This is a genomic window from Pseudomonas sp. Sample_21, assembly GCF_004307525.1.
Lineage (GTDB): Bacteria > Pseudomonadota > Gammaproteobacteria > Pseudomonadales > Pseudomonadaceae > Aquipseudomonas > Aquipseudomonas atacamensis.
On the sequence record NZ_RCNZ01000138.1, the window covers coordinates 211,000 to 235,645 of the forward strand.

Genomic DNA, 24,646 nt, shown 5'->3' on the forward strand with positions numbered 1-24,646 from the left:
CAAACGCCGTATAAACCGAATCATCCCCAATGGCCGGCAGATGGTCATCGGGGTGCCGTTCATCTGGCTGTTCCTGTTCTTCATGCTGCCGTTCTTCATCGTCCTGAAGATCAGCTTCGCCGAAGCCGACGTGGCGATCCCGCCTTACACCGAGATCTACACCTACGCCGAGCAGAAGCTGCAAGTGCTGCTCAACCTGGGCAACTACGCGTTGCTTGGCGACGACGAGCTGTACATCGCCGCCTATCTCGGCTCGCTGAAAATGGCCTTTATCAGCACCGTGCTCTGCCTGCTGATCGGCTATCCGATGGCCTACGCCATCGCCAGCGCGCGCAAAGAGCTGCAAACGGTGCTGGTGCTGCTGATCATGATGCCGACCTGGACGGCGATCCTGATCCGCGTCTACGCGTGGATGGGCATCCTCAGCAACAACGGCCTGCTCAACGGCTTCCTGATGAGCATGGGCCTGATCGACGAGCCGCTGCAGATTCTCAATACCAACCTGGCGGTGTACATCGGGATTGTCTATTCGTACCTGCCGTTCATGATCCTGCCGCTCTACGCCAACCTGGTCAAACACGATCAGAGTCTGCTGGAAGCCGCGTCTGATCTGGGTTCGAGCACGTTCAACAGCTTCTGGAAGATCACCATTCCGCTGTCCAAGAACGGCATCATTGCCGGCTGCATGCTGGTGTTCATTCCGGTGGTCGGCGAGTTCGTGATCCCGGAACTGCTCGGCGGCCCGGAAACCCTGATGATCGGTAAGGTGCTGTGGCAAGAATTCTTCAACAACCGCGACTGGCCGGTGGCGTCCGCGCTGGCGGTAGTGATGCTGGCGATCCTGATTGTGCCGATCATTCTGTTCAACCGCAGTCAGGCCAAGGAAATGGAGGGTAAAGAATGAAGCGCTTCCGTTTCTCCAGCCTGATGCTGGTATTGGGTCTGCTGTTCATCTATCTGCCGATGCTGATCCTGGTGATCTACTCGTTCAACGCCTCGAAACTGGTGACGGTGTGGGGTGGCTGGTCGATCAAGTGGTACGTCGGCCTGCTCGACAACTCGCAACTGATGGGCTCGGTGCTGCGCTCGCTGGAAATCGCCTGCTACACCGCGATCGCTGCGGTGGCGCTGGGTACCCTGGCAGCGTTCGTGCTGACGCGCATCACCCACTTCAAGGGCCGCACGCTGTTTGGCGGCCTGGTGACTGCGCCACTGGTGATGCCGGAAGTGATCACCGGTCTGTCGCTGTTGCTGCTGTTCGTGGCCATGGCGCAGATGATCGGCTGGCCGCAGGAGCGCGGCATCGTCACCATCTGGATCGCCCACACCACGTTCTGCGCGGCGTATGTGGCGGTGGTGGTGTCGGCGCGCTTGCGTGAGCTGGACCTGTCGATCGAAGAGGCGGCGATGGACCTGGGCGCGCGGCCGTGGAAGGTGTTCTTCCTGATCACCATCCCGATGATCGCGCCGTCGCTGGCGGCGGGCGGGATGATGTCGTTCGCGCTGTCGCTGGATGACCTGGTGCTGGCGAGCTTCGTGTCCGGCCCGGGTTCGACGACGCTGCCGATGGAAGTGTTCTCGGCCGTGCGCCTGGGTGTGAAACCGGAAATCAACGCCGTGGCCAGCCTGATTCTGCTGGCGGTGTCGCTGGTGACCTTCCTCGTCTGGTTCTTCAGCCGCCGCGCCGAAGAAGCCCGCAAGAAAGCCATCCAGCAAGCCATCGAAGAAAGCGCGGCTGATTCGTGGAAGCAACCGGACGCACGCCGCGCGCCTGCGCCACAGACTGTGTGAGCCGGCGGGTTGGTTTCATTCCCGAGGCCAACCCAAATCAAAATGTGGGAGCGGGCTTTTGTGGTGAGGGAATTTATCCCCGATGGACTGCGCAGCAGGCCTTTTTTTGGGGGTCGCTTCGCAACCCAACGGGGATAAATCCCCTCGCCACAGAGCCCAGTTCCAAATCTGGTTTTAAGCAGTCCAGGGAGACTGGCGGATGACCTCGACGAAATTCATCGGTTTGAACCCCGGCTCCTGATCCACCAGCACATCGGTCTTCACATTGCCAAACGTGGTCTGCGGTCGATGACGCAAGCCGTCGGCAAACGCGCAGATGATGCACTCCTTGAAACCCTCCCCACGCGGATGCGCATGCACCACGGCTTCGCGCTGCACGCTGCTGAACGCCGCGTAGTCCATGCCCAGCACGTCCATCTCCACCCCGGCCGTCACCAGCGCGACGGTCGGGCGCAGATGCCTGGGTACGCCCGGCGTGGTGTGCAATGCGATCGACAGCCAGACTTGCTCGATATCGTCGTCGCTCAGCCCGTACGGTGTGAGAAAGGCTGCGGCGGCATTTGCGCCGTCCACTTCAAAGCGCTCGTCATCGCTGCGATGACCTGCGACCAGACCAAGGTCGTGGAACATCGCGCCGACATACAGCAGCTCCGGGTTATAGGCCAATTGCTGGCGCTCGCCGCTCAAGGCACCGAACAGAAACACCCGGCGCGAGTGGTGATAAAGCAGTTCGGATTCGATGTCGCGGATGTATTCGGTGGTGGCCCGGGCGAGGGCGCTGTCAGGGATCTTGATGCCGGCGATGGTGCTGGTCATAACGGTTTCCTCGTCGAAAACGCCGTCGTGGCGCTGCTGGAGAAAGTCTGTTCCCCGCGCGCCAAGCGAACAATCGAGTCATGGCTGCGATCCTTGCCATTGCACCTGCAAATCGTGCCAAGCTCACTTGTCGGGTGTGGGCTGGCCAGGGTTAGCTCGATCAACCAGTTGGACATGGCCCATGTGGGAGCGAGCTTGCTCGCGAAAGCGGTTTCTCATTCGACAGCTATGTTGCGTGTGTTGGCCTCTTCGCGAGCAAGCTCGCTCCCACGGGTTTGTGTGTTTGCCACAGGTATTGAGGACGTTTCAGTCATGAACAAATCCGTCGCCATTGTGGTGTTCCCCGGCGTGCAGTCACTGGACGTCAGCGGCCCGATGGACGTGTTCGCCGAAGCCAACCGCTTTCTTGCGCCGCAGGATCACTATCGCTTGCAAGTGATCGGCGTCGAGCATGGACCGATGGCCTGTTCCAACGGAATGAGCCTGAACGCCCATCGTCACTTCAGCGAAGCAAAGGATAGCCCTGACCTGTTGCTGGTCGCCGGTGGCCCGCAGTTGCCGTTCATGGATTTTGGCCCCACGTTCGATGCCTGGCTGCGTGAAGCCTGTGGCCGCGCCCGGCGTTTCGGCTCGATCTGCAATGGCGCGTTCATGCTCGCCCGCGCCGGTTTGCTCGAGGGGCGCACTGTCACCACGCACTGGAACGATGCCGAGGCGTTGGCGCAGTTGTGCCCGACCACGCGGGTCGAAGCGGATCGCCTGTATGTCGAGGACGCCACGCTCTACACTTCGGCCGGGGTCACGGCGGGCATCGATCTGTCGCTGTACCTGCTGGCGCGCGACCACGGTGCCGAGGTCGCGCTGAGTGTGGCGAAACGGCTGGTGGTGTTCACCCAGCGCTCGGGCGGGCAATCGCAGTTCAGCCCGTTCCTCACGCCGCATGCCGAGCCGACGTCAGCGGTGGCGCTGGTGCAGTTGTATGTGCTGGCCAATCTCACTGGCGATCTGACGATCGCCGATCTGGCCAATGCGGCGAACATGAGTGCGCGCAATTTCTCGCGGGTGTTTGCGCGGGAAGCGAAAGTGACCCCGGCGGAGTTTGTCGAACGGGCGCGGGTGGATGCGGCGCGGGTCATGCTGGAAAGCACCACGGCGCCGCTGAAGACCGTGGCCTATCAGTGCGGGTTTCGTGATGCGCAGCATATGCGCAGTGTGTTCAACCGCAGATTAGGCGTGACGCCGCAGCAGTTTCGGATGAATTTTGCGCTGAATGTTTGATCCGGGCTTGAGCTCGAAAGCCCTCACCCCAGCCCTCTCCCAGAGGGAGAGGGAGCCGACTGCAGTGTCTGGCGTGTTATATCGACCTGAAAGACCTTATCGATTATGGATTCGGCGCCAATCTTTCACGTCGGCGTTTCTCATGAATATCCCCCAATCGGTCCCCTCTCCCTCTGGGAGAGGGCTAGGGTGAGGGGCTCTTCAGGGCTTGCGCGCAGGCAGCAGCTTCAACGTACTGCGCGTATTCGCCAGCACCTCTTCCTCGCTGAAATGCGCCTGCACATAAATCCCCTCCACATACGCCTCGGCCTGGTCGTCATAGTGAGTGTCCAAAGGCACGCCACTCTGGCCGACCGGGTTGATCGTCAGGCCATGCACCGGATCGGCGAAATCCACCAGACGTCGCGTCGACGGTCCATAGGTCACCGGCCATGGCGCCGGGCCGATCTTCGCCGAGAGGTTGTTCGGCACTTCGTGGCTGCCCGGCGCTGCGAACGGGCCGACGTTGAACAGGCGGTCCAGCGGCTTCTGCTGCCCCAGCGGATGGCCGTGGGTGAGGGTGTGCGCCGCGCCCCACTGCCAACCGGCCACGTTATCGCCGAGGGTCAGTTTCAGATGCGCCATGCTTGCCGCCCACGCCGTGCGCACGACATCGGCGCGGGTTTCTTTGGCTGGCGTGCTGCGATTGTCCCACCACGGTGAATCCGCCTTGGCCGCCAGGCGTGGCAGCGCCGAATCGATCACCCTCGTCGACAGCAGTGTTTCGAAGAAGTCATTGCCCAACTCATCGCGCATCGCCGCATCGGCAAGGTCGTAGAGGAATTGGTTGAACAGCGTCGCGCTGACGGAATTCAGCGGATAGTCGCCGGGCCACTGCGGCAGCTGCTCGACCAGTTTCAGTTGCGCCGGATCACTGACCACCTCACGCAACACCGGCAACAGCGGCGCCAACAGACGCGGGCCGTAACCGGTCGCCGTGCCCAATTGCAGTTTTTGGTTGGCCTCGTTGCTCCACTTCACCCGGTTGTCGCTGAGCTGACGGTCAAGCTGCTGACCACGATCGGCAAGGTTGTAGTAACCGGGAATCTCCATGCCGGTCGGCGACACGGGCTGGAAGTTGGCCGAGACGATATAGCCGCGCGCCGGGTTCTCTTCCTGCGGGTTGGCGCTGAACGGGTAGTAGCCGTCCTTGTCCGCCTCGGGCGTGCTCCCGTCGAGGATGAAGCCCGGTTTCACCCCGGCCGGACGTTTGGGCAGCAGGGCCGAGGCCCACCAGGCGATATCGCCCTTGGCATTGGCGTACACCAGATTCAGACCCGGCGCCTGCACCTTGGCCGCTGCCGCGCGGGCCTTGGCCAACGTGTCGGCGCGGTTGAGCTGGTAGAAACCGTCGAGGATCGGGTTGGGTGTTTCGAGGAAGGCCCACCACATCGCGATCGGGGTCTTGCCGGCGGCGCTGCCGAGGGCATCGTTGACGATGGGGCCGTGCGGGGACTGGCGCAAGATGAGAGTCACCGGCGCCTGCCCCTTTACATTGATCTGTTGTTCGCTGACGAGCATCTCGGTCCACTGGCCGCGATACCAGACCTGATTGGGATTGTCCGGGTTGACCTTCTCGGCGATCAGATCGAGATCGTCGTTCTGGAACATGGTCAGGCTCCAGCCGAAATCGAGGTTGTGCCCCAGAAACGCGAACGGCACCAGCGCCTGATGATGGCCGTACAACTCGAAACCCGGCGCCGACAGCTGCGCCTCGTACCACACCGACGGCACCGAGAAACGGATATGCGGATCGCCGGCCAGCAACGGCTTGCCACTCTGGCTGCGGCTGCCGGCAATCACCCAGGCGTTGCTGCCCTCGAACTGCGGCAGGCCGTTGTCGAGCAGCGCCTGTTCGCTGAGGCGGGCGAGGGCGGTGAGGTCCTGCCAGTCGCCGGCGGCAAGGGCCGGTGCGTGCCGGGTGTAATCGGTGGCCAGAACGCCTTTGGCCTGCCATTCGAGATCGAACACATCGAGGTAATCGGCGCCGAGCTGATCGCGTACGTAGGTCAGCAGCGGCTCGGTGCGAAACGCGGCGGCAAAGCTGTAGGCCATGTAACCGGCGACGCTGATGCTGTCTTCGGCCGTGAACGGCCGCTTGGGGATGCCCAGCACGTCGAACTCGATCGGCGCGGCGTGGCTGTCCTGATATTGGTTGATGCCGTCCAGATAGGCTTGCAGGCCCTTCCACGCCGGCGACTGCTTGTCGAGGCTGGCGACGTAACTGGCCGCACGCTCGCGAATGCGCAGGCTGCGAAACAGTTTGTCGGTGTCGAGCAGTTTCGGCCCGAGCACTTCGGCCAGCTCGCCCCGGGCGAGGCGGCGCATGGCTTCCATCTGGAACAAGCGGTCCTGCGCGTGCACATAACCGAGGGCGCGATAGAGGTCGGTTTCGTTCTCGGCGCGGATATGCGGCACACCGCGCTCGTCATAGCGCACGGTCACTGAGCCTTGCAGGTTGCGCAACTCGACCTGGCCCTGGCGCGTCGGCTGTTTGCTGTAGATATACCCGCCGGCGGCGCCGAGCAGGACAACGATGAGCAAGGCAACGACGATCAACGCACGCTTCATGGTGACTCCTTGTGCAGGCGGGAAGGCCGCCCGTCGGGCTGCAAACATTTAGCACAGAGCATCTGTGCGGTGCAGCGCTGTCCTTGAAAAGTCCGGAATGCCTTACTTCGCGTCCGCCGGCCACGGGCAATAACACCCCACCGCCAGCGTATGCGTGGCATTGACCGGGCGATCTTCCGTCAGGGCATGCAGGATCGGTTCGATAAAGCTGTTGCTGGAGTTGCAGGTCAGGCCTGCGCTGTACGGGCCGAAGTAGGCGAGTTTGCCGCTACGATCCCAGATCGCCACGGCGGGGCTGGCGGGGATCTGTTCGGCGCCGGGCAGGACGATGATGGTTTTCAGGCTGGCGAGGGTGGCGGGCAACTGGCCGTGGCTGCCGGGCTTTTGCACGGCGAAGAACTCCACGCCGCGAGGACCGAACTGTTCGACCATCTCGCTCAGGTGCTGTTGATTACCGACGTTGCACGGGCAGGCCGGGTCCCAGAAGTGCACCAGGCGGATATTGCCCGGCCCGGCGAGGTTGTCCGGCAGGCGCAGCGGGTCACCGGAAAATACCGCCGTATGTTCGCTGAACGCGCGCAGATAGCGGCCCTGAAACCAGTCATACGCCGCCCACAGCACCCCGGCGCAGATCAGCGCGAGCAGGCTGGCGAACAGTGCGGTGCGGTAGGGCGAACGCATGATTTCGGAATCTGAAAAGGTTGGCTAGCTTGCCATGCTTGCTCCGACAGATGAATATCGCAGGCCGATAAAGTCCGTTTACCGCTTTGGAATGTGCGCATGCCTGATACTTTCGACCCCGATCATTTACGCGCGAGCCTCAAGCCATTGGCCGAGTGGCAGCCGTTATCGGATGAGGCGAAGGCTTATCAGCGCTTCTACAAGACCGACTTCGCCGAGCGCGATGTCTGGCGCGGCATGGGTCGTTTCGAGGTCGATGGCTACGAGCTGGTCAGCCATTGCTGGTGGCCGGAGAAGGTCAAGGCGACGCTGTTTCTGCTGCACGGTTACTACGATCACATCGGCCTGTACCGGCATGTGATCGAATGGGCGCTGGATCAGGATTTCGCCGTGATCGCCTGCGACTTGCCGGGCCATGGTCTGTCGAGCGGGCCACGGGCAAGCATTCGTGATTTCTCTGAATACCAGGACGTGTTGCAGGCGCTGTTTGCTGAAGCGAACTCGATCGCGCTGCCGCAGCCTTGGCATTTGTGCGGGCAAAGCACCGGTGGCGCGATTGTCGTCGATCACCTGCTCAACCATGGCGAGAACAGCCCGGCGCAGGGGCAGGTGATTCTGCTGGCGCCATTGGTAAGGCCGAGGGCGTGGGGCTGGTCGCAGTTGAGTTATTACCTGCTGCGGCCGTTTGTACGCGGGGTCGCGCGACGCTTCAGCGAGAACTCCAACGATCCGGATTTCCTGCCGTTTCTGCAGGCCGATCCGTTACAGCCAAGACGCCTGCCGACGAAATGGGTGGGCGCGCTGTCGCGCTGGATCATCCGCGTCGAGCACGCGAAAAAAAGTCCGCGACGGCCGCTGATCATTCAGGGGCAGGCGGACATGACTGTCGACTGGCAGCACAATCTGCAGGTGTTGAAATGGAAGTTCGACCGGCCGCAGATTCTGCTTCTGGCCGAGGCACGGCATCACCTGGCCAATGAAACGGCGGAGATGCGTGAGGAGTATTTCGAATTCTTGAGCAAGCGGATCAGGGGCCGGAATCTCTAGTGCCTGGGAGGGCCTCTTCGCGAGCAGGCTCGCTCCCACAGGGCAATGCGTTACAACTGTGGGAGCGAGCCTGCTCGCGAATGCGATCTTTCAAGTAACGAACATCACTGGCCGACCGCCAACCCCGCCCGAATCGCCGCCAGTGCCGCCTGGTAGTAAGCCTTGCCCTCGGTCGACTCGGCAAATGTCGCGAACTCTTCCAGCTCTTCATCCGACAAGTCGCGATAGACATAGAGCAGCGTGTTGTTCAGATCGGCGCCGATCTGATCCATCAGGCGCTGGCGCTGACCGTTCAACATGCCCTGCGCCTGTCCACCGCCGAGCAGTCCCGGGATCATCGAACTCAAGCTGTCCGCCGCTACGCCGGCAATCGCCAGGCTGACCTCGGCGCCCGCCTCACGGGCTGGCAGGGCCTGGGCGAGATGGCCGATGATCAGCAAGCGACTGTCGCTGGCCTGCATCTTCGGCAGGCCCTGAGCATTTTTTGCCAGTTGATCGCGACGGGTTGCGAGCAATTCGGCGGCGACGATTTTCTTGCCCAGCGGTGACTGGAAGAAGGTCAGCGCGGGTTTAGGGTCGGCGAGTTTCTGCCGCAGTTGCGCTTCGGCACGCTGATCCATGGCCTGCGCGGCAAAGCGTTGATTGCTGTTGTTGACCAGCGCCTGAAATACCGCAGGCGGCAGGCTGTTCTGATAGCGCTGCTGGGCGGCGCTCAGGGCATCGTTGAAATGCGCGCGTTGTTCTGGCCAGCCGGCGACCTTGTACAACTGATCAAAGCCGTCCGCCCAGGCGGGCAATACGCAGAACATCAACAGTGAAAAAAGCAAACGGCGCATAGGGACTCCTGTCAGCAGCGGACTATTGTCCGTGCGGTGCCGGTACTTGTCGAGAATTCGTAGCAAGGCGCTGCGTGGCTCTGTCGGATTTGTTGCCGTCGGCATACTATGCGCGCCATGCCGATATCCTCTGAACACCCGCTGCTGTTACGCATTGTCGACGACCTGGCCGAACACGGCTGGTCGCAGCAGAACATCTTCCTGCCCGCCGATCTGACCCGTGCGCTGGCGGCCGAGTGCCGTAAACGTGAAGCCGAAGGTGAGCTGGCGCCGGCGGCGGTCGGACGCGGGCCGTTTTCGGAGATTCGTGAAGGTATTCGCGGCGATCACATTCAGTGGATCGACCCGGGTCAGGCCGACGCCACTGACCGTTACCTGAGCCTGATGGACAGTCTGCGCGAGGCACTTAATCGCGGCTTGTTTCTGGGGCTTGAGGATTTCGAATGCCATTTCGCCCTGTACCCGCCCGGCGCGTTTTACCTCAAGCACGTTGATCGCTTTCGCGATGATGACCGGCGCATGGTCTCGGCCGTCATTTACCTCAACGAGGCCTGGTTGCCGGAGGACGGTGGCCAGTTGCGCATGTACCTGGGCGATGAGCGCGTGCATGACGTACAGCCGACCGGCGGGTGTCTGGTGGTGTTTCTCTCCGGCGAAGTGCCCCACGAAGTGTTGCCGGCCCATCGCGAGCGCCTGTCGCTGACTGGCTGGTTTCGTCGCCGTGGCAACGAGCCGTTCTGAACATGGAAAAGATCCTGGTCAGTCGCTGCCTGTTGGGCCATCGCGTGCGTTATGACGGTGGTGCGAGCGGGCCGTTTGATCTGCTTGAGCAATGGATCGAAGAAGGGCGGGTAGTGCCGTTGTGTCCGGAGGTGGCCGGTGGATTGCCGACGCCGCGGGCGGCGGCGGAGATTCCCGGCGGGCAGGGCGGTGAGGTGCTGGATGGCACTGCTGCTGTGATCACTACCGATGGCGAGGATGTCAGCGCGCAGTTTCTCGAGGGGGCGCGGCGAGCGCTGGAACTGGTGCAAAAGCACGGCATTCGGGTGGCGGTGCTCAAGGCCAACAGTCCTTCTTGCGGGAATCTGCTGACGTATGACGGCACCTTCAGAGGGGTCAGAGTCAGTGGCGAGGGGGTGACGGCGGCGTTGCTCAAGCGTCATGGGGTTCGGGTGTTCAGTGAGCTTGAGCTGGCTGAGGCGGCGGTGACTCTGGCGGCTTTGGACTGATCCGCCATCGTTGCCCTCACCCCAGCCCTCTCCCGGGGGGAGAGGGGGCCGACCGAGGTGTCTGGCGCTGTCCATCGACCTGAAAGACCTTGGCGACCAGGGATTCGACAAAGCCATGATCAGTCGATTTCGGATTCGGTATAGCAATCCCAAGTCGGCGTACCTCTAAAGCATCCCCGGATCAGTTCCCTCTCCCTCCGGGAGAGGGTTAGGGTGAGGGACTCTTACGGTTTCAACCACTTCTCGGACAACGCCGCCAACCGCCCATCCGCCTTGATCCGTTCCAGCGCGCTCTTGAGGCTGGCCTGAAACGCCGGATTACCCTTCTGAAACGGTATCGCCAATTCCACCGGCGCTGCCGCTTTCGGCTTCGCTTCGGTCAACGCCTGCACCAGCACCATCGGCCGCGGCGTCTCGTCCTTCTTCGCCAACAATTGCCCATCAACCTCGCCGTACGGCTCGCTGAAGTCGAAACGATCCTTGAGTTCGGGTGTCAGTGCTATGTGGTTGAGCGCGACGTCGTACTTGCCGCTTTCAACGCCCTGGAGCAGGTCGCCCTCGTCGGTGACGATGAAGTCGGCGCGTACATCCAGCTCCTGGGCCAGAAGTTGCCCAAGCTCGACCTCGAACCCCGTGAGGGTGTCGCCTTCCTTGTAATTGAAGGGCGGTGTATTAGCCTCAAGGGCTATGCGCAGCTCGCCACGGTCGTTGACGTCATCAATCAGTTCGGCGTGAGCCAGCGGGCTCAGAAGGGGTAGCAGGCAGATCAGGCCAGGCAGCAGGCGCATGGTCACTCCTTTGAAATCATTATCGCGACGCTCTGATTCAGGCTCGCTTTGCTATGGTTGTCGAGTGCCTTCGACAACGAATGGTCATGAAGTTGTCATGACCGTGCGGATTTTACGGAAAAACTGGAGAAGAAAATGAAAAGCTTTTTGTCACGTGCAGCGTTGGCCGGTGTGCTGATGGGTGTTTCGGTGCTGGCCAGTGCGGCGACACCGGCGCCGAAGGATGCTGAAGTGTTCATCGTTTCTCCCGAGGACGGCGCTACCGTCTCGCAGGAATTCAAGGTCAAGTTCGGCGTCAAGAACATCGCGCTGGCCCCGGCGGGTGACACCACCAAGAACACCGGCCACCATCACCTGCTGATCGACGTCGACGACCTGCCGGCCGAAGGCGCGCCGATCCCGACTGACGCCCATCACATGCATTTCGGCAAGGCGCAGACCGAAGCCACGATCAAACTGGCCCCGGGCAAGCACACCTTGCAATTGATCCTCGGCGACAGCGGCCACATGCCGTTCGACCCATCGATCGTTTCGGAAAAAATCACGGTCAACGTGAAATAAAAAAGGGAGCCCTGCGGGGCTCCCTTTTTTAATTCAGCTTCAAGTGGCTGGCTGCAAGCGGCAAGGTAAAGCAAAAGCGCTGTTCACTTGCCGCTAGTAGCTTGAAGCTTGCCGCTGCTTCTTCAGAAGAGAACACGGCTACGGATAGTGCCGTTGACGTGTTGCAGTTTCTCTTGCGCCAGCTCCGAGTATTCGGCGTCGACGTCGATCACCACGTAACCGACTTTCTCGTTGGTCTGCAGGAACTGACCGGAGATGTTGATGCCGTTTTCGGCGAAAACCTTGTTGATCTCGCTCATCACACCCGGGATGTTCTCGTGGATGTGCAGCAGGCGGTGCTTGCCAGGGTGAGCCGGCAGGGCCACTTCCGGGAAGTTGACCGACGACACCGAAGTACCGTTGTCGCTGTACTTGACCAGTTTTTCCGCCACTTCCAGACCGATGTTGGCTTGCGCTTCGGCGGTCGAGCCGCCGATGTGCGGGGTCAGGATCACGTTGTCGAGGCCACGCAGCGGGCTTTCGAACTCTTCGTCGTTAGAGCGTGGTTCCACCGGGAACACGTCGATGGCCGCGCCGATCAGGTGCTTGTCCTTGATCGCGTCCGCCAGGGCGTCGAGCTCGACCACGGTGCCGCGCGCGGCGTTGATCAGGATGCCGCCCTTTTTGATGGCGCGGATTTCCTTCTCGCCGATCATCCACTGAGTGGCGGCGGTTTCCGGGACGTGCAGGGTGACGATGTCGGACATGCCCAGCAGCTCGTGCAGGTTGTTGACCTGCGTAGCGTTGCCCAGTGGCAGCTTGGTCACGGTGTCATAGAAGAACACCTGCATGCCCAGGCCTTCAGCCAGCACCGACAACTGCGTGCCGATCGAGCCGTAGCCGACGATGCCCAGCTTCTTGCCACGGATCTCGAACGAGTTGGCGGCGGACTTGATCCAGCCGCCACGGTGGCAGGATGCATTCTTCTCAGGGATGCCGCGCAGCAGCAGGATCGCTTCGGCCAGTACCAGCTCGGCTACGGAACGGGTGTTGGAGTACGGCGCGTTGAACACGGCAATACCGCGCTCGCGGGCCGCACTGAGGTCAACCTGGTTGGTGCCGATGCAGAAACAGCCGACCGCGACCAGTTTCTTCGCGTGATCGAAGATCTCTTCGGTCAGTTGCGTGCGCGAGCGGATGCCGATGAAGTGAGCGTCAGCGATCTTTTCCTTGAGCTGGGCTTCCGGCAAGGAACCAGTCAGGTATTCGATGCTGGTGTAGCCCGCCGCCTTGAGGACGTCGACAGCCGATTGGTGGACGCCTTCGAGAAGAAGGAACTTGATCTTGCTCTTATCGAGAGAAGTCTTGCTCATCTGCGTAAACCTGTATCCCGGAGAAAAATGGCAGGGAGGGAGCAGCCTGGAGCTGACCCGCACGGCAACAAAGCCGTCACCGCGGATCTGGCCTTGGGCACTGTCCTGCGGGGTCGGTATGCTAGCATAGCCACCCCGCTAAACACTCATTCCTGCGACGTGAAGCGTTCTCAGGATGACCATGAATTGTTCGAGAGTTCTGTCGATGACCAATCCTGCGCTGATTGATGAACTGAAGACCCTGGTTGAGCCTGGCAAAGTCCTCACTGACGCCGACTCCCTGAACACTTACGGCAAGGATTGGACCAAGCATTTCGCGCCGGCGCCGAGCGCCATCGTGTTTCCCAAGACCATCGAGCAAGTGCAGGCCGTGGTGCGTTGGGCCAATTCCCACAAAATTGCGCTGGTGCCATCCGGCGGGCGCACCGGGCTGTCCGCCGCAGCAGTGGCGGCCAATGGCGAAGTGGTGGTTTCGTTCGATTACATGAACCAGATTCTCGACGTCAACCTCACCGATCGCACCGCCGTGTGCCAGCCGGGTGTGGTCACTGAGCATCTGCAGAACGTCGCCGAGGAAAACGGCCTGTACTATCCGGTCGACTTCGCCTCGGCGGGTTCCAGCCAGATTGGCGGCAATATCGGCACCAACGCCGGCGGGATCAAAGTGATTCGCTATGGCATGACCCGCAACTGGGTGGCCGGCATGAAAGTCGTCACCGGCAAGGGCGACGTGCTGGAACTGAACAAGGACCTGATCAAGAACGCCACCGGTTACGACCTGCGTCAGCTGTTCATCGGTGCCGAAGGCACCCTCGGTTTCGTTGTCGAAGCGACCATGCGCCTCGATCGCGCGCCGAAAAACCTCACCGCCATGGTCCTCGGCACCGCCGATTTCGATTCGATCATGCCGGTGCTGCACGCCTTCCAAGGCAAACTCGACCTGACGGCGTTCGAATTCTTCTCCGACAAGGCCTTGGCCAAGGTCATGGGCCGTGGTGACGTGCCGGCGCCATTCGAGACCGAGTGCCCGTTCTACGCCCTGCTGGAATTCGAAGCGACCACCGAAGAAGTGGCCAACAGCGCGCTGGAGACCTTCGAACACTGCGTAGAACAGGGCTGGGTGCTCGACGGCGTGATGAGCCAGAGCGAAACCCAGCTGCACAATCTGTGGAAGCTGCGCGAGTACATCTCCGAAACCATCTCCCACTGGACGCCGTACAAGAACGACATCTCGGTTACCGTCTCGAAAGTGCCGGCGTTCCTGCGCGAAATCGACGCGATCGTTGGCGAGCACTACCCGGATTTCGAAATCGTCTGGTTCGGCCACATCGGCGACGGCAATCTGCACCTGAACATCCTCAAGCCGGAAAACCTGAGCAAGGACGAGTTCTTCGCCAAGTGCGCCACCGTCAACAAGTGGGTGTTCGAAACCGTCGAGAAGTACAACGGCTCGATCTCGGCCGAGCACGGCGTCGGTATGACCAAGCGTGATTACCTGACCTACAGCCGCTCGCCGGCCGAGATCGAGTACATGAAAGCGGTCAAGGCAGTGTTCGACCCGAACGGCATCATGAACCCGGGCAAGATTTTCCCGGTTTGATCGGTAATCTCTGTTGAATCAATAAAGGCAGGAGTCGGTAAATGAGCTATCAGCACCAGTACGTCGACGGCACGCGCATTCACTTCCCGATCGGGAAAGTCGTGTGCATTGGCCGCAATTACGCCGAACACGCCAAGGAACTGGACAATCCGGTGCCGACCGAGCCGCTGCTGTTCATCAAGCCGGGCAGTTGCGTGGTGCCGCTGGAAGGCGGGTTCAGCATTCCGACCGAGCGTGGTTCGGTGCACTACGAAGCGGAAATCGCCGTGTTGATCGGCAAGCCGCTGTCGACCAAGCCAAGCCGTGAAGAAGTCCTCGATGCGATCTCCGGCTTCGCCCCGGCGCTGGACCTGACCCTGCGCGACAAGCAGGCCGAGCTGAAAGCCAAGGGCCTGCCGTGGGAAATCGCCAAGTCGTTCGACGGCGCGGCGGTGATCGCGCCGTTCGTGGTCGGCAGCACCTTCGCTGACCTGACCGACATCGGCATCCGCCTGACCATCAACGGCGAAGTGCGCCAGGACGGCAACAGCAGCGCGATGCTCAACCCTATCGTGCCGATGATCCAGCACATGGCCGGCTGCTTCTCGCTGCAGGCCGGCGACGTGATCCTCACCGGCACGCCAGTGGGCGTCGGCCCGCTGAACGTCGGCGATGAAATCGTCCTCGAACTGCCGGGGGCGAGCAGCTTCAGCAGCAGCGTGCGCTAACCGCAGAACCCCTTGTAGGGGGTGAGCTTTGTGGTGAGGGGGTTTAGCGAAACGTCGCACCGCCCCGTTGGCGCGCGAAGCGGGCCCCTCTTGATCTTAAAGAGGGGCCTGCTGCGCAGTCCAACGGGGATGAATCCCCTCGCCACAAGGGCCATTCCATATCTGTAATGTGTTGCTGCTGGCAAATGCACACGGCAATCCCGCCATTTCCCGTTTTTTTCACATCCTCTCTGGATAATTCCCGCGATTCTGGCGTCTCAGCCGGCCTCTTTGTGCTATTACCCTTGGCCTGAATTAACGGAACGCATCCCTTGATGGCATCTTCAACTCAGCAGAAATCCCCCTTCCGTTCGCGCTTCGTCCTGCGCTGGTATGTCTGGCTGTTGCTGGTCATCGCCGCAGCCTATGGGCTGGCGTTCGCCATGCATTGGGATGATCGCGGCGTGCTGTGGGTGCTGGAGCGCTTCGAGAGCAAGGCCGAGCAGAAGGAGAGCGTGTGGCTGCCGGACTATCAGGTGGTGATCGATGCCAAGCCGCTGCCGGGCATGGAGAAGGACGAAGCTTCGGATCTGGCCTACAACCCGCAGACCAGGACCCTGTTTGCGGTGATGGGCAAGAATGCCTTTCTGGTCGAGCTGACGCTTCAGGGCGACGTGTTGCGCAAGATGCCGTTGGTGGGCTGGAGTAATCCGGAAGGCTTGACGGTCATGGAAAACGGTTTGCTGGCCATTGTCGATGAGCGTGAGCATACGCTGTCGATCGTCAAGGTCGATGCCGCGACTCGTGAGCTGAACATCGCCGATTTCCCCAAATACGACCTCGGGCCGTCGAAAGATCAGAACAAGGCTTTTGAGGCCATCACGTGGGATCCGCGCAATCAGCGACTTATTCTGGGGGAGGAACGCCCCCCGGCGCTGTTCACCTGGAAAAGCGATGGCGGCCAGACCCTGCAGGGCGACAAGCAGAAACTGGCCAGCGATCAGCTGGATCTGCGCAACCTGTCGGCGCTGGCTGTCGATCCGCGCACTGGCCATCTGCTGGTGTTGTCCGCCGATTCGCACCTGTTGCTGGAACTGGACGAAGCCGGCAAGCAAGTCAGCTTCATGACATTGCTCGGCAATTTCAACGGTCTGAAAGACACCATCCCCCGCGCCGAAGGCATGACCATGGATGAGGAAGGCACGCTGTACATGGTCAGCGAACCGAACCTGTTCTACCGATTCGAAAAACACCGGTAATTTTCCCTACGACAATCGCGTAATTGTGCGGTTGTCGTGGCGGGCAAGTGGCCATTAAGCTTCAATTCAGACGGGCGTGATATTTCATCGGCCTGTCATGAATCCGAGCCTGCCTGAATGCGTCGACTTGCCCGCCCCAAACCGCTGATCCTCGTCCTGTTGATGATTGTCCTGATCGCGTTGATCGCGATCGGCCAATACCTGCGCCTGTTCGAGCGCGCCTGGTTCAACCTGCACACGCTGTGGCAACCGGTGAGCAGCGAGGCGATCGGCCTGGATCAATATCGGGTGACCATCGAAGCGCGGCCGATCGACGGGCTCGACGATGACGTCTCGGCGCTGACCTACGATCCGGTGCGTAAAAGCCTGTTCACCGTGACCAACAAGAATTCCGAACTGGTCGAATTGTCCCTGGAAGGCAAGATTCTGCGGCGCATCGCTCTGGTGGGGTTTGGCGATCCGGAAGCCGTCGAGTACATCAGCGCCGACACCTACGTGATCACCGACGAGCGTCAGCAACGGCTGATCAAGATCCACCTCGAGGCCGACACCACTTTTCTCGATGCCGAGGATGCCGAGCAAATGACCCTCGGCGTGCACATGTCCGGCAACAAGGGTTTCGAAGGGCTGGCTTACGATTCAGTGGGCAAGCGGCTGTTCGTGGCGAAAGAACGCGACCCGATGCTGATCTACGAGGTCCACGGTTTTCCGCACTTCAAACCGGACAAGACCTACGCGGTGCACGTGATCAACAACCCCAAGCGCGATGCCGGGATGTTCGTGCGTGATCTGTCGAGTCTGCAGTACGACGAACGCAGCGGGCACTTGCTGGCACTGTCGGACGAGTCGCGGTTGATTATCGAGCTGGATGTCGACGGGCGCCCCTTGAGCACCATGTCGATCAGCGGCGGGCGTCAGGGTTTGCAGAAAACCGTGCCGCAGGCGGAGGGAATTGCGATGGATGATGACGGCACGTTGTACCTGGTGAGCGAGCCGAATCTGTTCTACGTCTTCAAGAAGCCCACACAAAACTGACCAACACCACAAAACACTGTGGGAGCGAGCCTGCTCGCGAGTGCGGTTGGCCAGTCAATGAAGATGTTGGCTGAACAGGCGCATTCGCGAGCAGGCTCGCTCCCACAGGTTTATTTGTCTGCCCATGATTCGGGCAGTCTGTTACTCAGCCTTCAGGGTTTTCACGCCTTCACTGGTGCCCAGCAACAGCAGATCCGCCGGGCGCGCGGCGAACAGGCCGTTGGTGACCACGCCGACGATGGCATTGATCTGCGCTTCCAGCTCCACCGGGTTGGTGATCTGCAGGTTGAACACGTCGAGGATGATGTTGCCGTTGTCGGTCAACACGCCTTCGCGGTACACCGGGTCGCCACCGAGTTTGACCAGTTGGCGGGCTACGTGGCTGCGGGCCATCGGGATTACTTCCACCGGCAGCGGGAACTCGCCGAGTACCGGCACCAGTTTGCTGGCGTCGGCGATGCAGATGAAGGTCTTGGCCACAGCGGCGACAATCTTCTCGCGGGTCAGAGCGGCGCCGCCGCCCTTGATCAGGTTCAGGTGCGCATCGCTTTCATCGGCGCCGTCGACGTAGAACTCCAGATCGCTGACCGTGTTCAGCTCATACACCGGAATGCCGTGGCCCTTGAGGCGCGCGGCGGTGGCTTCGGAGCTGGCGACCGCGCCATCGAACGCGCCCTTGTGCTGGGCCAGTGCATCGATGAAGCAATTGGCGGTGGAGCCGGTGCCGACGCCGACGATGCTCTTGTCGTCGAGTTTCGGCAGGATGAAGTCGACGGCGGCCTGGGCCACGGCCTGTTTGAGTTGATCCTGGGTCATGCGGGCTCCGGAAGCGGGCAAGGGTTGGGCAGAAAGGCCGGCATTATAGGCCTCGCGGTGGTACAGGGGGAAACAAGCTGTGGTGAGGGGATTTATCCCGTTCGGCAGCGCAGTCGTCATAAAACCCTGGAACGCGGTGTAACTGAAAAAATGCAGGGGAGCGCTTCGCACTCCAGCGGGGATAAATCCCCTCGCCACGACAGTGCTCACTCAAGAATGGGTTTCCAGACCTTAAAACCACCTGTTTAGTGTGGTCGCCTCGGCAAAAGGCGGGTTAGACTCGCTGGTCCCGCCCAATCGCCAGTGATGCTTTCCGATGCTCGAACAGTACGTCAAAAAGATCCTCACCTCGCGCGTTTATGACGTTGCCGTAGAAACCCCGCTGCAGAACGCCCGCCAGCTCTCCGAGCGGCTGGGCAACGACATCTGGCTCAAGCGTGAAGACTTGCAGCCGGTGTTCTCGTTCAAGATTCGCGGCGCCTACAACAAGCTGACCCAGCTGAGCGACGAAGAGCGCGCCCGAGGCGTGGTCACCGCGTCGGCGGGCAATCATGCGCAGGGTCTGGCCCTGGCGGCGAAAGTGTTGGGCGTCAAAGCCACCATCGTCATGCCCAAGACCACCCCGGAAATCAAGGTCGAAGGCGTGCGTTCGCGCGGCGGCAAAGTGGTGCTGCACGGTGACTCGTTTCCGGAAGCGCTGGCCTACTCGCTGAAACTGGTCGATGAAAAAGGCTACGTCTACATCCACCCGTACGACGATCCGCACACCATTGCCGGGCAGGGCACCGTGGCGATGGAAATCCTGCGTCAGCACCCGCAGCCGCTGGATGCGATTTTCGTCCCGGTCGGCGGCGGCGGCCTGATCGCCGGTATCGCGGCTTACGTGAAGTATCTGCGCCCGGACATAAAAGTGATCGGCGTCGAACCGGACGATTCCAATTGCCTGCAAGCAGCGATGGCAGCGGGCGAGCGCGTGGTTCTGCCGACCGTGGGCATCTTCGCCGACGGCGTGGCGGTGGCGCAGATCGGCCAGTACACCTTTGAGATCTGCAAGGATTACGTCGATGAAGTGATTACTGTCAGCACCGACGAGATCTGCGCAGCAATCAAGGATATCTACGACGATACCCGCTCGATCACCGAGCCTGCTGGGGCGCTGGGCGTGGCCGGGATCAAGAAGTACGTCGAGCAGCGTGGCGTCAGCGGCCAGACTTTCGTCGCCATCGACTCAGGCGCCAACGTCAACTTCGACCGCCTGCGCCACGTCGCCGAACGCGCCGAACTGGGCGAAGGTCGCGAGGCGATCATCGCCGTGACCATCCCGGAAAAGGCCGGCAGCTTCAAGGCGTTCTGCGAAGCCATCGGCAAGCGCCAGATCACCGAATTCAATTACCGCTACAACACCGGCAGCGAAGCGCACATCTTCGTTGGCGTGCAGACTCACCCGGACAACGATCCGCGCAGCGCCTTGCTGGCGAGCCTGACCGAGCAGGGTTTTCCGGTTATCGACCTGACCGACAACGAACTGGCCAAGCTGCACATCCGCCACATGGTCGGCGGCCGTGCGGCGCAGGTGGTCGATGAAGTGGTGCTGCGCTTCGAATTCCCGGAGCGCCCGGGCGCGTTGTTCAACTTCCTCAACAAGCTCGGCGGGCGCTGGAATATCTCGATGTTTCACTACCGCAACCACGGCGCAGCGGACGGCCGCGTGGTCGCCGGCCTGCAAGTGCCCCATGACGAACGTCATCTGGTGCCGGCGGCACTGGCGGAAATCGGCTACCCGTATTGGGATGAAAGCGACAACCCGGCCTATCAGCTGTTTCTTGGCTGAGCGGCTACGCTGATGGGCATGGATCTACGGAAGAGAACGACATGGAAACCCTGACCACCCTGAAAGTCCTTCACGTCGCGGCGACCGTGGTCATCCTCGCGAGCGGGCTGGGGCTCGCCGCCCTGACCTGGCGAAATCGCAGCGAAGGCCCGGCCAGTACGATGCGCCGTCCCTGGCTGTTCATCTGGTGTCTGATGCTGATCGGTATGCTCAGCATGCCTTTCACCGGCTGGTGGCTGGTGCATCTGGTTGGCTGGCCGTTGGGCCAATTGTGGATTCTGGGATCCAGCGTGATCTACGCCGTGGCCACGCTCAGCGCAGTCTGGCTGCTGGTCCGGCTGGATCGGCTGTGGACAAGCGGGGTGGGCAACCGCACATTCAATCTGGCGCTGGCGATTGTCAGCGGCGTCGGGTTTGTCGCCATAGCGGCGTTGATGGGGGCCAAGCCGGTTTAAGGCTTGAGGCCCGGTTGCGGCCATTCGCGAGCAGGCTCGCTCCCACAGGGGATTTGTCAATGACACAGGTCCAATGTGGGAGCGAGCCTGCTCGCGAAGGCGATATCAGTCGCGCAACGAAATCACCGGCCAGCCACGCCTCTCGGCTTCGGCCCGCAGATTCGGATCAGGATCCACCGCCACCGGATTCGCCACCTGTTCCAGCAGCGGCAGATCATTCATCGAATCGCTGTAGAAATAGCTGTCCTCAAGCGAATAGCCGGTCTCTTCCAGCCAACGATTCAGGCGCGTGACCTTGCCTTCACGGAAGCATGGAATGTCGGTGCTGCGCCCACTGTAGCGGCCGTCGATCATTTCGCATTCGGTGGCGATCAGGGTTTCCACGCCCAGGCGCACGGCAATTGGCGCCGTGACGAAGCGGTTGGTGGCGGTGATGATCACCAGTTTGTCGCCAGCGTCGCGATGTTTTTTCAGCAGCTCCAGTGCCTTGGGCAGCACGATCGGCTCGATGCAGTCGCGCATGTAATCGCTGTGCCAGGCGTCGAGTACGGCCATTTCGGTGCGGCCGAGAATTTCCAGGCAGAAGTTCAGGTAGGCGGCGTTGTCGAGCTTGCCGGCCAGGTAATCCTGATAGAACTCGTCGTTGCGCGCCTTGTAGGCGATCGGGTCGAGGAAGCCGCGCTCGCACAGATAATCGCCCCAGGCGTGATCGCTGTCGCCGCCCAGAAGGGTGTTGTCCAAATCGAATAAAGCCAGGCGCATTGCAGTTACCCGCTGAAAAGTCAGTAAAAAGGCGACAAGAATACGGTCTTTTCACAAGAGTGCACATAAGGTAGGAACCTTCGTTGCCGCCTCATCAAGCTTTGTGGAACAATGCGGCGACATGCGTTTGCGAGGTTGTTGCCGTGATCGACCCCGATGGTTTCCGCCCCAATGTCGGGATCATTCTGACGAATGACGCCGGCCAGGTGCTATGGGCTCGCCGTATCAATCAGGACGCCTGGCAGTTTCCGCAAGGGGGGATCAACCCCGAGGAGACGCCGGAAGACGCCTTGTACCGCGAGCTGAACGAAGAAGTTGGCCTGGAACGTGAAGATGTTGAAATACTGGCCTGTACCCGAGGCTGGTTGCGCTATCGTTTGCCGCAACGCCTGGTGCGTACCCACAGCCAACCGCTGTGCATCGGCCAGAAACAGAAATGGTTTCTCCTGCGCCTGATCTCCAACGAGCAGCGGGTGCGGATGGATCTGACCGGTAAACCGGAGTTCGATGGCTGGCGCTGGGTCAGCTATTGGTATCCGTTGGGCCAGGTGGTGACATTCAAGCGCGAGGTGTATCGACGCGCTCTCAAAGAGCTTGCCCCGCGCCTTTTAGCGCGCGACTGACGACGGAGTTCGACCCCGAGCCATGCTCAATACGCTGCGCAAGATCGTCCAGGAAGTTAACTCCGCCAAGGATCTCAAGGCGGCGTTGGGGATTATTGTGTTGCGCGTCAAAGAGGCCATGGGCAGCCAGGTCTGCTCGGTCTACCTGCTTGATCCGGAAACCAATCGCTTCGTCCTGATGGCCACCGAGGGCTTGAACAAGCGCTCGATCGGCAAGGTCAGCATGGCCCCCAACGAGGGTCTGGTCGGTCTGGTCGGCACGCGTGAAGAACCCCTGAATCTGGAAAACGCTTCGGTTCACCCGCGCTATCGCTACTTCGCCGAAACCGGTGAAGAGCGTTACGCCTCGTTCCTCGGTGCACCGATCATTCACCACCGCCGCGTCGTCGGCGTGTTGGTCATCCAGCAGAAAGAACGCCGCCAGTTCGACGAAGGTGAAGAAGCCTTCCTCGTGACCATGAGCGCGCAGCTCGCCGGCGTGATCGCCCACGCCGAGGCCACCGGTTCGATCCGTGGTCTGGGCCGGCAGGGCAAGGGCATTCAGGAAGCCAAATTCGTCGGCGTGCCGGGTTCGCCGGGTGCTGCCGTCGGTACCGCCGTGGTCATGCTGCCGCCGGCGGACCTGGACGTGGTGCCGGACAAGACCATCACCGACATCGACGCTGAGCTGGCGCTGTTCAAGACTGCCATCGAAGGCGTGCGCGCCGACATGCGCGCCTTGTCCGCCAAACTGGCGACCCAGCTGCGCCCGGAAGAACGCGCGCTGTTCGACGTCTACCTGATGATGCTCGACGATGCCTCGCTGGGCAGCGAAATCACCACCGTGATCAAGACGGGGCAGTGGGCTCAGGGCGCGCTGCGTCAGGTGGTCACTGAGCACGTCAACCGTTTCGAACTGATGGACGACGCCTACCTGCGTGAGCGTGCTTCGGACGTCAAAGACCTTGGCCGCCGTCTGCTCGCCTATCTGCAGGAAGAGCGCCAGCAGAATCTGGTCTACCCGGAAAAAACCATTCTGGTCAGCGAAGAACTGACGCCGGCGATGCTCGGCGAGGTGCCGGAAGGCACGCTGGTCGGTCTGGTCTCGGTACTCGGTTCGGGTAACTCTCACGTCGCGATTCTGGCCCGGGCCATGGGCATTCCGACGGTGATGGGCCTGGTCGATCTGCCGTACGCCAAGGTCGACGGCATCGAAATGATCGTCGACGGCACCCGTGGCGAGGTCTACACCAACCCCAGCGAAGTACTGCGCAAGCAGTTCGCCGAAGTCGTCGAAGAAGAGAAACAACTGGCGCTGGGGCTCGACACCCTGCGCGACCTGCCGTGCGTGACCCTCGATGGCCACCGCATGCCACTGTGGGTCAACACCGGCCTGCTCGCCGATGTGGCGCGGGCGCAGAAGCGTGGCGCCGAAGGGGTCGGCCTGTACCGCACCGAAGTGCCGTTCATGATCAACCAGCGCTTCCCGAGCGAGAAGGAACAGCTGGCGATCTACCGCGAACAGCTCGCCGCGTTCCACCCGCAACCGGTGACCATGCGCAGCCTCGACATCGGCGGTGACAAATCGCTGTCGTACTTCCCGATCAAGGAAGACAACCCGTTCCTCGGCTGGCGCGGTATCCGCGTCACCCTCGACCACCCGGAAATCTTCCTCGTGCAGACCCGCGCGATGCTCAAGGCCAGCGAAGGCTTGAACAACCTGCGGATTCTGCTGCCGATGATCTCCGGCACCCACGAACTCGAAGAAGCCCTGCACCTGATCCATCGCGCTTGGGGCGAAGTGCGCGACGAAGGCACCGATGTGCCGATGCCGCCGATCGGCGTGATGATCGAAATCCCGGCAGCGGTGTACCAGACCAAGGAACTGGCGCGGATGGTCGACTTCCTCTCGGTTGGCTCCAACGACCTGACCCAGTACCTGCTGGCGGTAGACCGCAACAACCCGCGCGTCGCCGACCTCTACGACTATCTGCACCCTGCGGTGCTGCAAGCTCTGCAAACCGTGGTCACTGACGCCCACGCCGAAGGCAAACCGGTGAGTATCTGCGGCGAGATGGCCGGGGATCCAGCGGCGGCGGTGCTGTTGATGGCGATGGGTTTCGACAGCCTGTCGATGAACGCCACCAACCTGCCGAAGGTGAAGTGGATGTTGCGCCAGGTGAACCTGAGCAAGGCGCAGGAGATGCTGGCGGAACTGATGAAGATCGATAACCCGCAGGTTATCCACAGCTCGCTGCAACTGGCGCTGAAGAATCTCGGGTTGGCGAAGATGAATTCGCCGGTGGTGACCAAGGCTCTCTAAAGATCAAAAGCCCCTCACCCTAGCCCTCCCGAAACGTCGGACCGCCCAGAGGGAGAGGGGACTGATTGGGGGATGCTGCAGAACTCCGTCGACCTGTAAGTGCTTTGCTGAATCCATAATCGACTCGATCTTTCAGGTCGATGTATACCGCAAGACACCTCGGTCGGCCCCCTCTCCCAGAGGGAGAGGGGACTGATTGGGGATGCTGCAGAACTCCGTTGACCTGTAAGTGCTTTGCTGAATCCATAATCGACTCGATCTTTCAGGTCGATGTATACCGCAAGACAC

23 protein-coding genes are annotated in these 24,646 nt (G+C 61.2%); 15 read left to right on the forward strand and 8 right to left on the reverse strand.

The annotated features are described in order from the left end of the window. Window positions 1-22: 22 nt before the first annotated feature. Both D8U71_RS26840 and D8U71_RS26845 read left to right on the forward strand, forming a co-directional pair. Window positions 23-904 (forward strand): ABC transporter permease subunit, encoded by an 882-nt coding sequence (locus D8U71_RS26840; RefSeq protein ID WP_177421658.1) that lies wholly within the window; start codon window positions 23-25, stop codon window positions 902-904. Continuing rightward, a complete protein-coding gene (locus D8U71_RS26845) occupies window positions 901-1,791 on the forward strand; it encodes an ABC transporter permease subunit (RefSeq protein WP_130889100.1) in 891 nt (296 codons plus the stop codon). The genes D8U71_RS26840 and D8U71_RS26845 overlap by 4 nt, the downstream gene beginning before the upstream one ends. Before the next feature lie 174 nt (window positions 1,792-1,965). Here the strand turns inward: D8U71_RS26845 and D8U71_RS26850 are convergent, their stop codons facing one another. Further along, the gene (locus tag D8U71_RS26850; RefSeq protein WP_130889101.1) at window positions 1,966-2,607 is read right to left on the reverse strand and encodes an HD domain-containing protein; all 642 of its coding nucleotides are present in this window, start codon (window positions 2,605-2,607) and stop codon (window positions 1,966-1,968) included. Window positions 2,608-2,919: 312 nt separating this feature from the next. Here D8U71_RS26850 and D8U71_RS26855 point away from each other — a divergent pair, with 312 nt between their 5' ends. Further along, window positions 2,920-3,885 carry a GlxA family transcriptional regulator gene (locus tag D8U71_RS26855; protein WP_125916743.1) on the forward strand — a complete coding sequence of 322 codons (966 nt, stop codon included), beginning with the start codon at window positions 2,920-2,922 and terminating at the stop codon, window positions 3,883-3,885. A 201-nt stretch (window positions 3,886-4,086) separates the two neighbouring features. Here the strand turns inward: D8U71_RS26855 and D8U71_RS26860 are convergent, their stop codons facing one another. Continuing rightward, complete coding sequence (locus D8U71_RS26860; RefSeq protein WP_130889102.1) at window positions 4,087-6,495, reverse strand: penicillin acylase family protein; 2,409 nt, start codon at window positions 6,493-6,495, stop codon at window positions 4,087-4,089. Window positions 6,496-6,597: 102 nt separating this feature from the next. Further along, window positions 6,598-7,176, reverse strand: coding sequence for a DUF6436 domain-containing protein (locus tag D8U71_RS26865; RefSeq protein ID WP_130889103.1), 579 nt, complete (start codon window positions 7,174-7,176; stop codon window positions 6,598-6,600). Window positions 7,177-7,275: 99 nt separating this feature from the next. Here D8U71_RS26865 and D8U71_RS26870 point away from each other — a divergent pair, with 99 nt between their 5' ends. Continuing rightward, window positions 7,276-8,223 (forward strand): alpha/beta hydrolase, encoded by a 948-nt coding sequence (locus tag D8U71_RS26870; RefSeq protein ID WP_024014713.1) that lies wholly within the window; start codon window positions 7,276-7,278, stop codon window positions 8,221-8,223. A gap of 104 nt (window positions 8,224-8,327) precedes the next feature. On the opposite strand, the gene D8U71_RS26875 is transcribed toward D8U71_RS26870, so the two are convergent. Then, a complete protein-coding gene (locus D8U71_RS26875) occupies window positions 8,328-9,059 on the reverse strand; it encodes a DUF2059 domain-containing protein (RefSeq protein WP_123441772.1) in 732 nt (243 codons plus the stop codon). Between the two features lie 108 nt (window positions 9,060-9,167). Here D8U71_RS26875 and D8U71_RS26880 point away from each other — a divergent pair, with 108 nt between their 5' ends. Together D8U71_RS26880 and D8U71_RS26885 are read left to right on the forward strand one after the other, a co-directional pair. Beyond that, the gene (locus D8U71_RS26880; RefSeq protein WP_130889104.1) at window positions 9,168-9,800 is read left to right on the forward strand and encodes a 2OG-Fe(II) oxygenase; all 633 of its coding nucleotides are present in this window, start codon (window positions 9,168-9,170) and stop codon (window positions 9,798-9,800) included. 2 nt (window positions 9,801-9,802) lie between these two features. Further along, window positions 9,803-10,288 carry a DUF523 domain-containing protein gene (locus D8U71_RS26885; protein WP_130889105.1) on the forward strand — a complete coding sequence of 162 codons (486 nt, stop codon included), beginning with the start codon at window positions 9,803-9,805 and terminating at the stop codon, window positions 10,286-10,288. Window positions 10,289-10,512: 224 nt separating this feature from the next. On the opposite strand, the gene D8U71_RS26890 is transcribed toward D8U71_RS26885, so the two are convergent. Beyond that, window positions 10,513-11,076, reverse strand: coding sequence for a transporter substrate-binding domain-containing protein (locus D8U71_RS26890; protein ID WP_125925409.1), 564 nt, complete (start codon window positions 11,074-11,076; stop codon window positions 10,513-10,515). Window positions 11,077-11,211: 135 nt separating this feature from the next. On the opposite strand from D8U71_RS26890, the gene D8U71_RS26895 reads away from it, so the two are divergent. Next, entirely contained in the window at window positions 11,212-11,637 is a 426-nt protein-coding gene (locus D8U71_RS26895; protein ID WP_024014708.1) for a DUF4399 domain-containing protein, read from the forward strand. 122 nt (window positions 11,638-11,759) lie between these two features. On the opposite strand, the gene serA is transcribed toward D8U71_RS26895, so the two are convergent. Beyond that, on the reverse strand, window positions 11,760-12,989 hold the full coding sequence (gene serA, locus D8U71_RS26900; RefSeq protein WP_024014707.1) for a phosphoglycerate dehydrogenase: 1,230 nt from the start codon (window positions 12,987-12,989) through the stop codon (window positions 11,760-11,762). Between the two features lie 205 nt (window positions 12,990-13,194). Here serA and D8U71_RS26910 point away from each other — a divergent pair, with 205 nt between their 5' ends. The 4 genes from D8U71_RS26910 to D8U71_RS26925 all read left to right on the forward strand — a co-directional run bounded on the left by D8U71_RS26910 (window position 13,195) and on the right by D8U71_RS26925 (window position 17,569). Beyond that, the gene (locus D8U71_RS26910) at window positions 13,195-14,589 is read left to right on the forward strand and encodes an FAD-binding oxidoreductase (protein WP_125925410.1); all 1,395 of its coding nucleotides are present in this window, start codon (window positions 13,195-13,197) and stop codon (window positions 14,587-14,589) included. Window positions 14,590-14,630: 41 nt separating this feature from the next. Beyond that, on the forward strand, window positions 14,631-15,296 hold the full coding sequence (locus D8U71_RS26915) for a fumarylacetoacetate hydrolase family protein (protein WP_024014705.1): 666 nt from the start codon (window positions 14,631-14,633) through the stop codon (window positions 15,294-15,296). A 314-nt stretch (window positions 15,297-15,610) separates the two neighbouring features. Continuing rightward, entirely contained in the window at window positions 15,611-16,534 is a 924-nt protein-coding gene (locus D8U71_RS26920) for an SdiA-regulated domain-containing protein (protein ID WP_130889106.1), read from the forward strand. Window positions 16,535-16,651: 117 nt separating this feature from the next. After that, a complete protein-coding gene (locus tag D8U71_RS26925; protein ID WP_130889107.1) occupies window positions 16,652-17,569 on the forward strand; it encodes an SdiA-regulated domain-containing protein in 918 nt (305 codons plus the stop codon). Window positions 17,570-17,710: 141 nt separating this feature from the next. Here the strand turns inward: D8U71_RS26925 and rpiA are convergent, their stop codons facing one another. Next, window positions 17,711-18,385, reverse strand: coding sequence for a ribose-5-phosphate isomerase RpiA (gene rpiA / locus D8U71_RS26935; RefSeq protein WP_007913886.1), 675 nt, complete (start codon window positions 18,383-18,385; stop codon window positions 17,711-17,713). Between the two features lie 316 nt (window positions 18,386-18,701). Here rpiA and ilvA point away from each other — a divergent pair, with 316 nt between their 5' ends. Beyond that, window positions 18,702-20,216, forward strand: coding sequence for a threonine ammonia-lyase, biosynthetic (gene ilvA, locus D8U71_RS26940; protein ID WP_071172186.1), 1,515 nt, complete (start codon window positions 18,702-18,704; stop codon window positions 20,214-20,216). 41 nt (window positions 20,217-20,257) lie between these two features. After that, window positions 20,258-20,671 (forward strand): DUF2269 family protein, encoded by a 414-nt coding sequence (locus D8U71_RS26945; protein WP_024014701.1) that lies wholly within the window; start codon window positions 20,258-20,260, stop codon window positions 20,669-20,671. 105 nt (window positions 20,672-20,776) lie between these two features. Here D8U71_RS26945 and D8U71_RS26950 read toward each other — a convergent pair whose 3' ends face one another. Continuing rightward, on the reverse strand, window positions 20,777-21,433 hold the full coding sequence (locus tag D8U71_RS26950; protein ID WP_130889108.1) for an HAD family hydrolase: 657 nt from the start codon (window positions 21,431-21,433) through the stop codon (window positions 20,777-20,779). Window positions 21,434-21,576: 143 nt separating this feature from the next. Here D8U71_RS26950 and D8U71_RS26955 point away from each other — a divergent pair, with 143 nt between their 5' ends. Beyond that, a complete protein-coding gene (locus tag D8U71_RS26955) occupies window positions 21,577-22,056 on the forward strand; it encodes an RNA pyrophosphohydrolase (protein ID WP_003229203.1) in 480 nt (159 codons plus the stop codon). Window positions 22,057-22,078: 22 nt separating this feature from the next. Further along, entirely contained in the window at window positions 22,079-24,358 is a 2,280-nt protein-coding gene (ptsP, locus tag D8U71_RS26960) for a phosphoenolpyruvate--protein phosphotransferase (protein ID WP_041476855.1), read from the forward strand. Window positions 24,359-24,646: the final 288 nt, after the last annotated feature.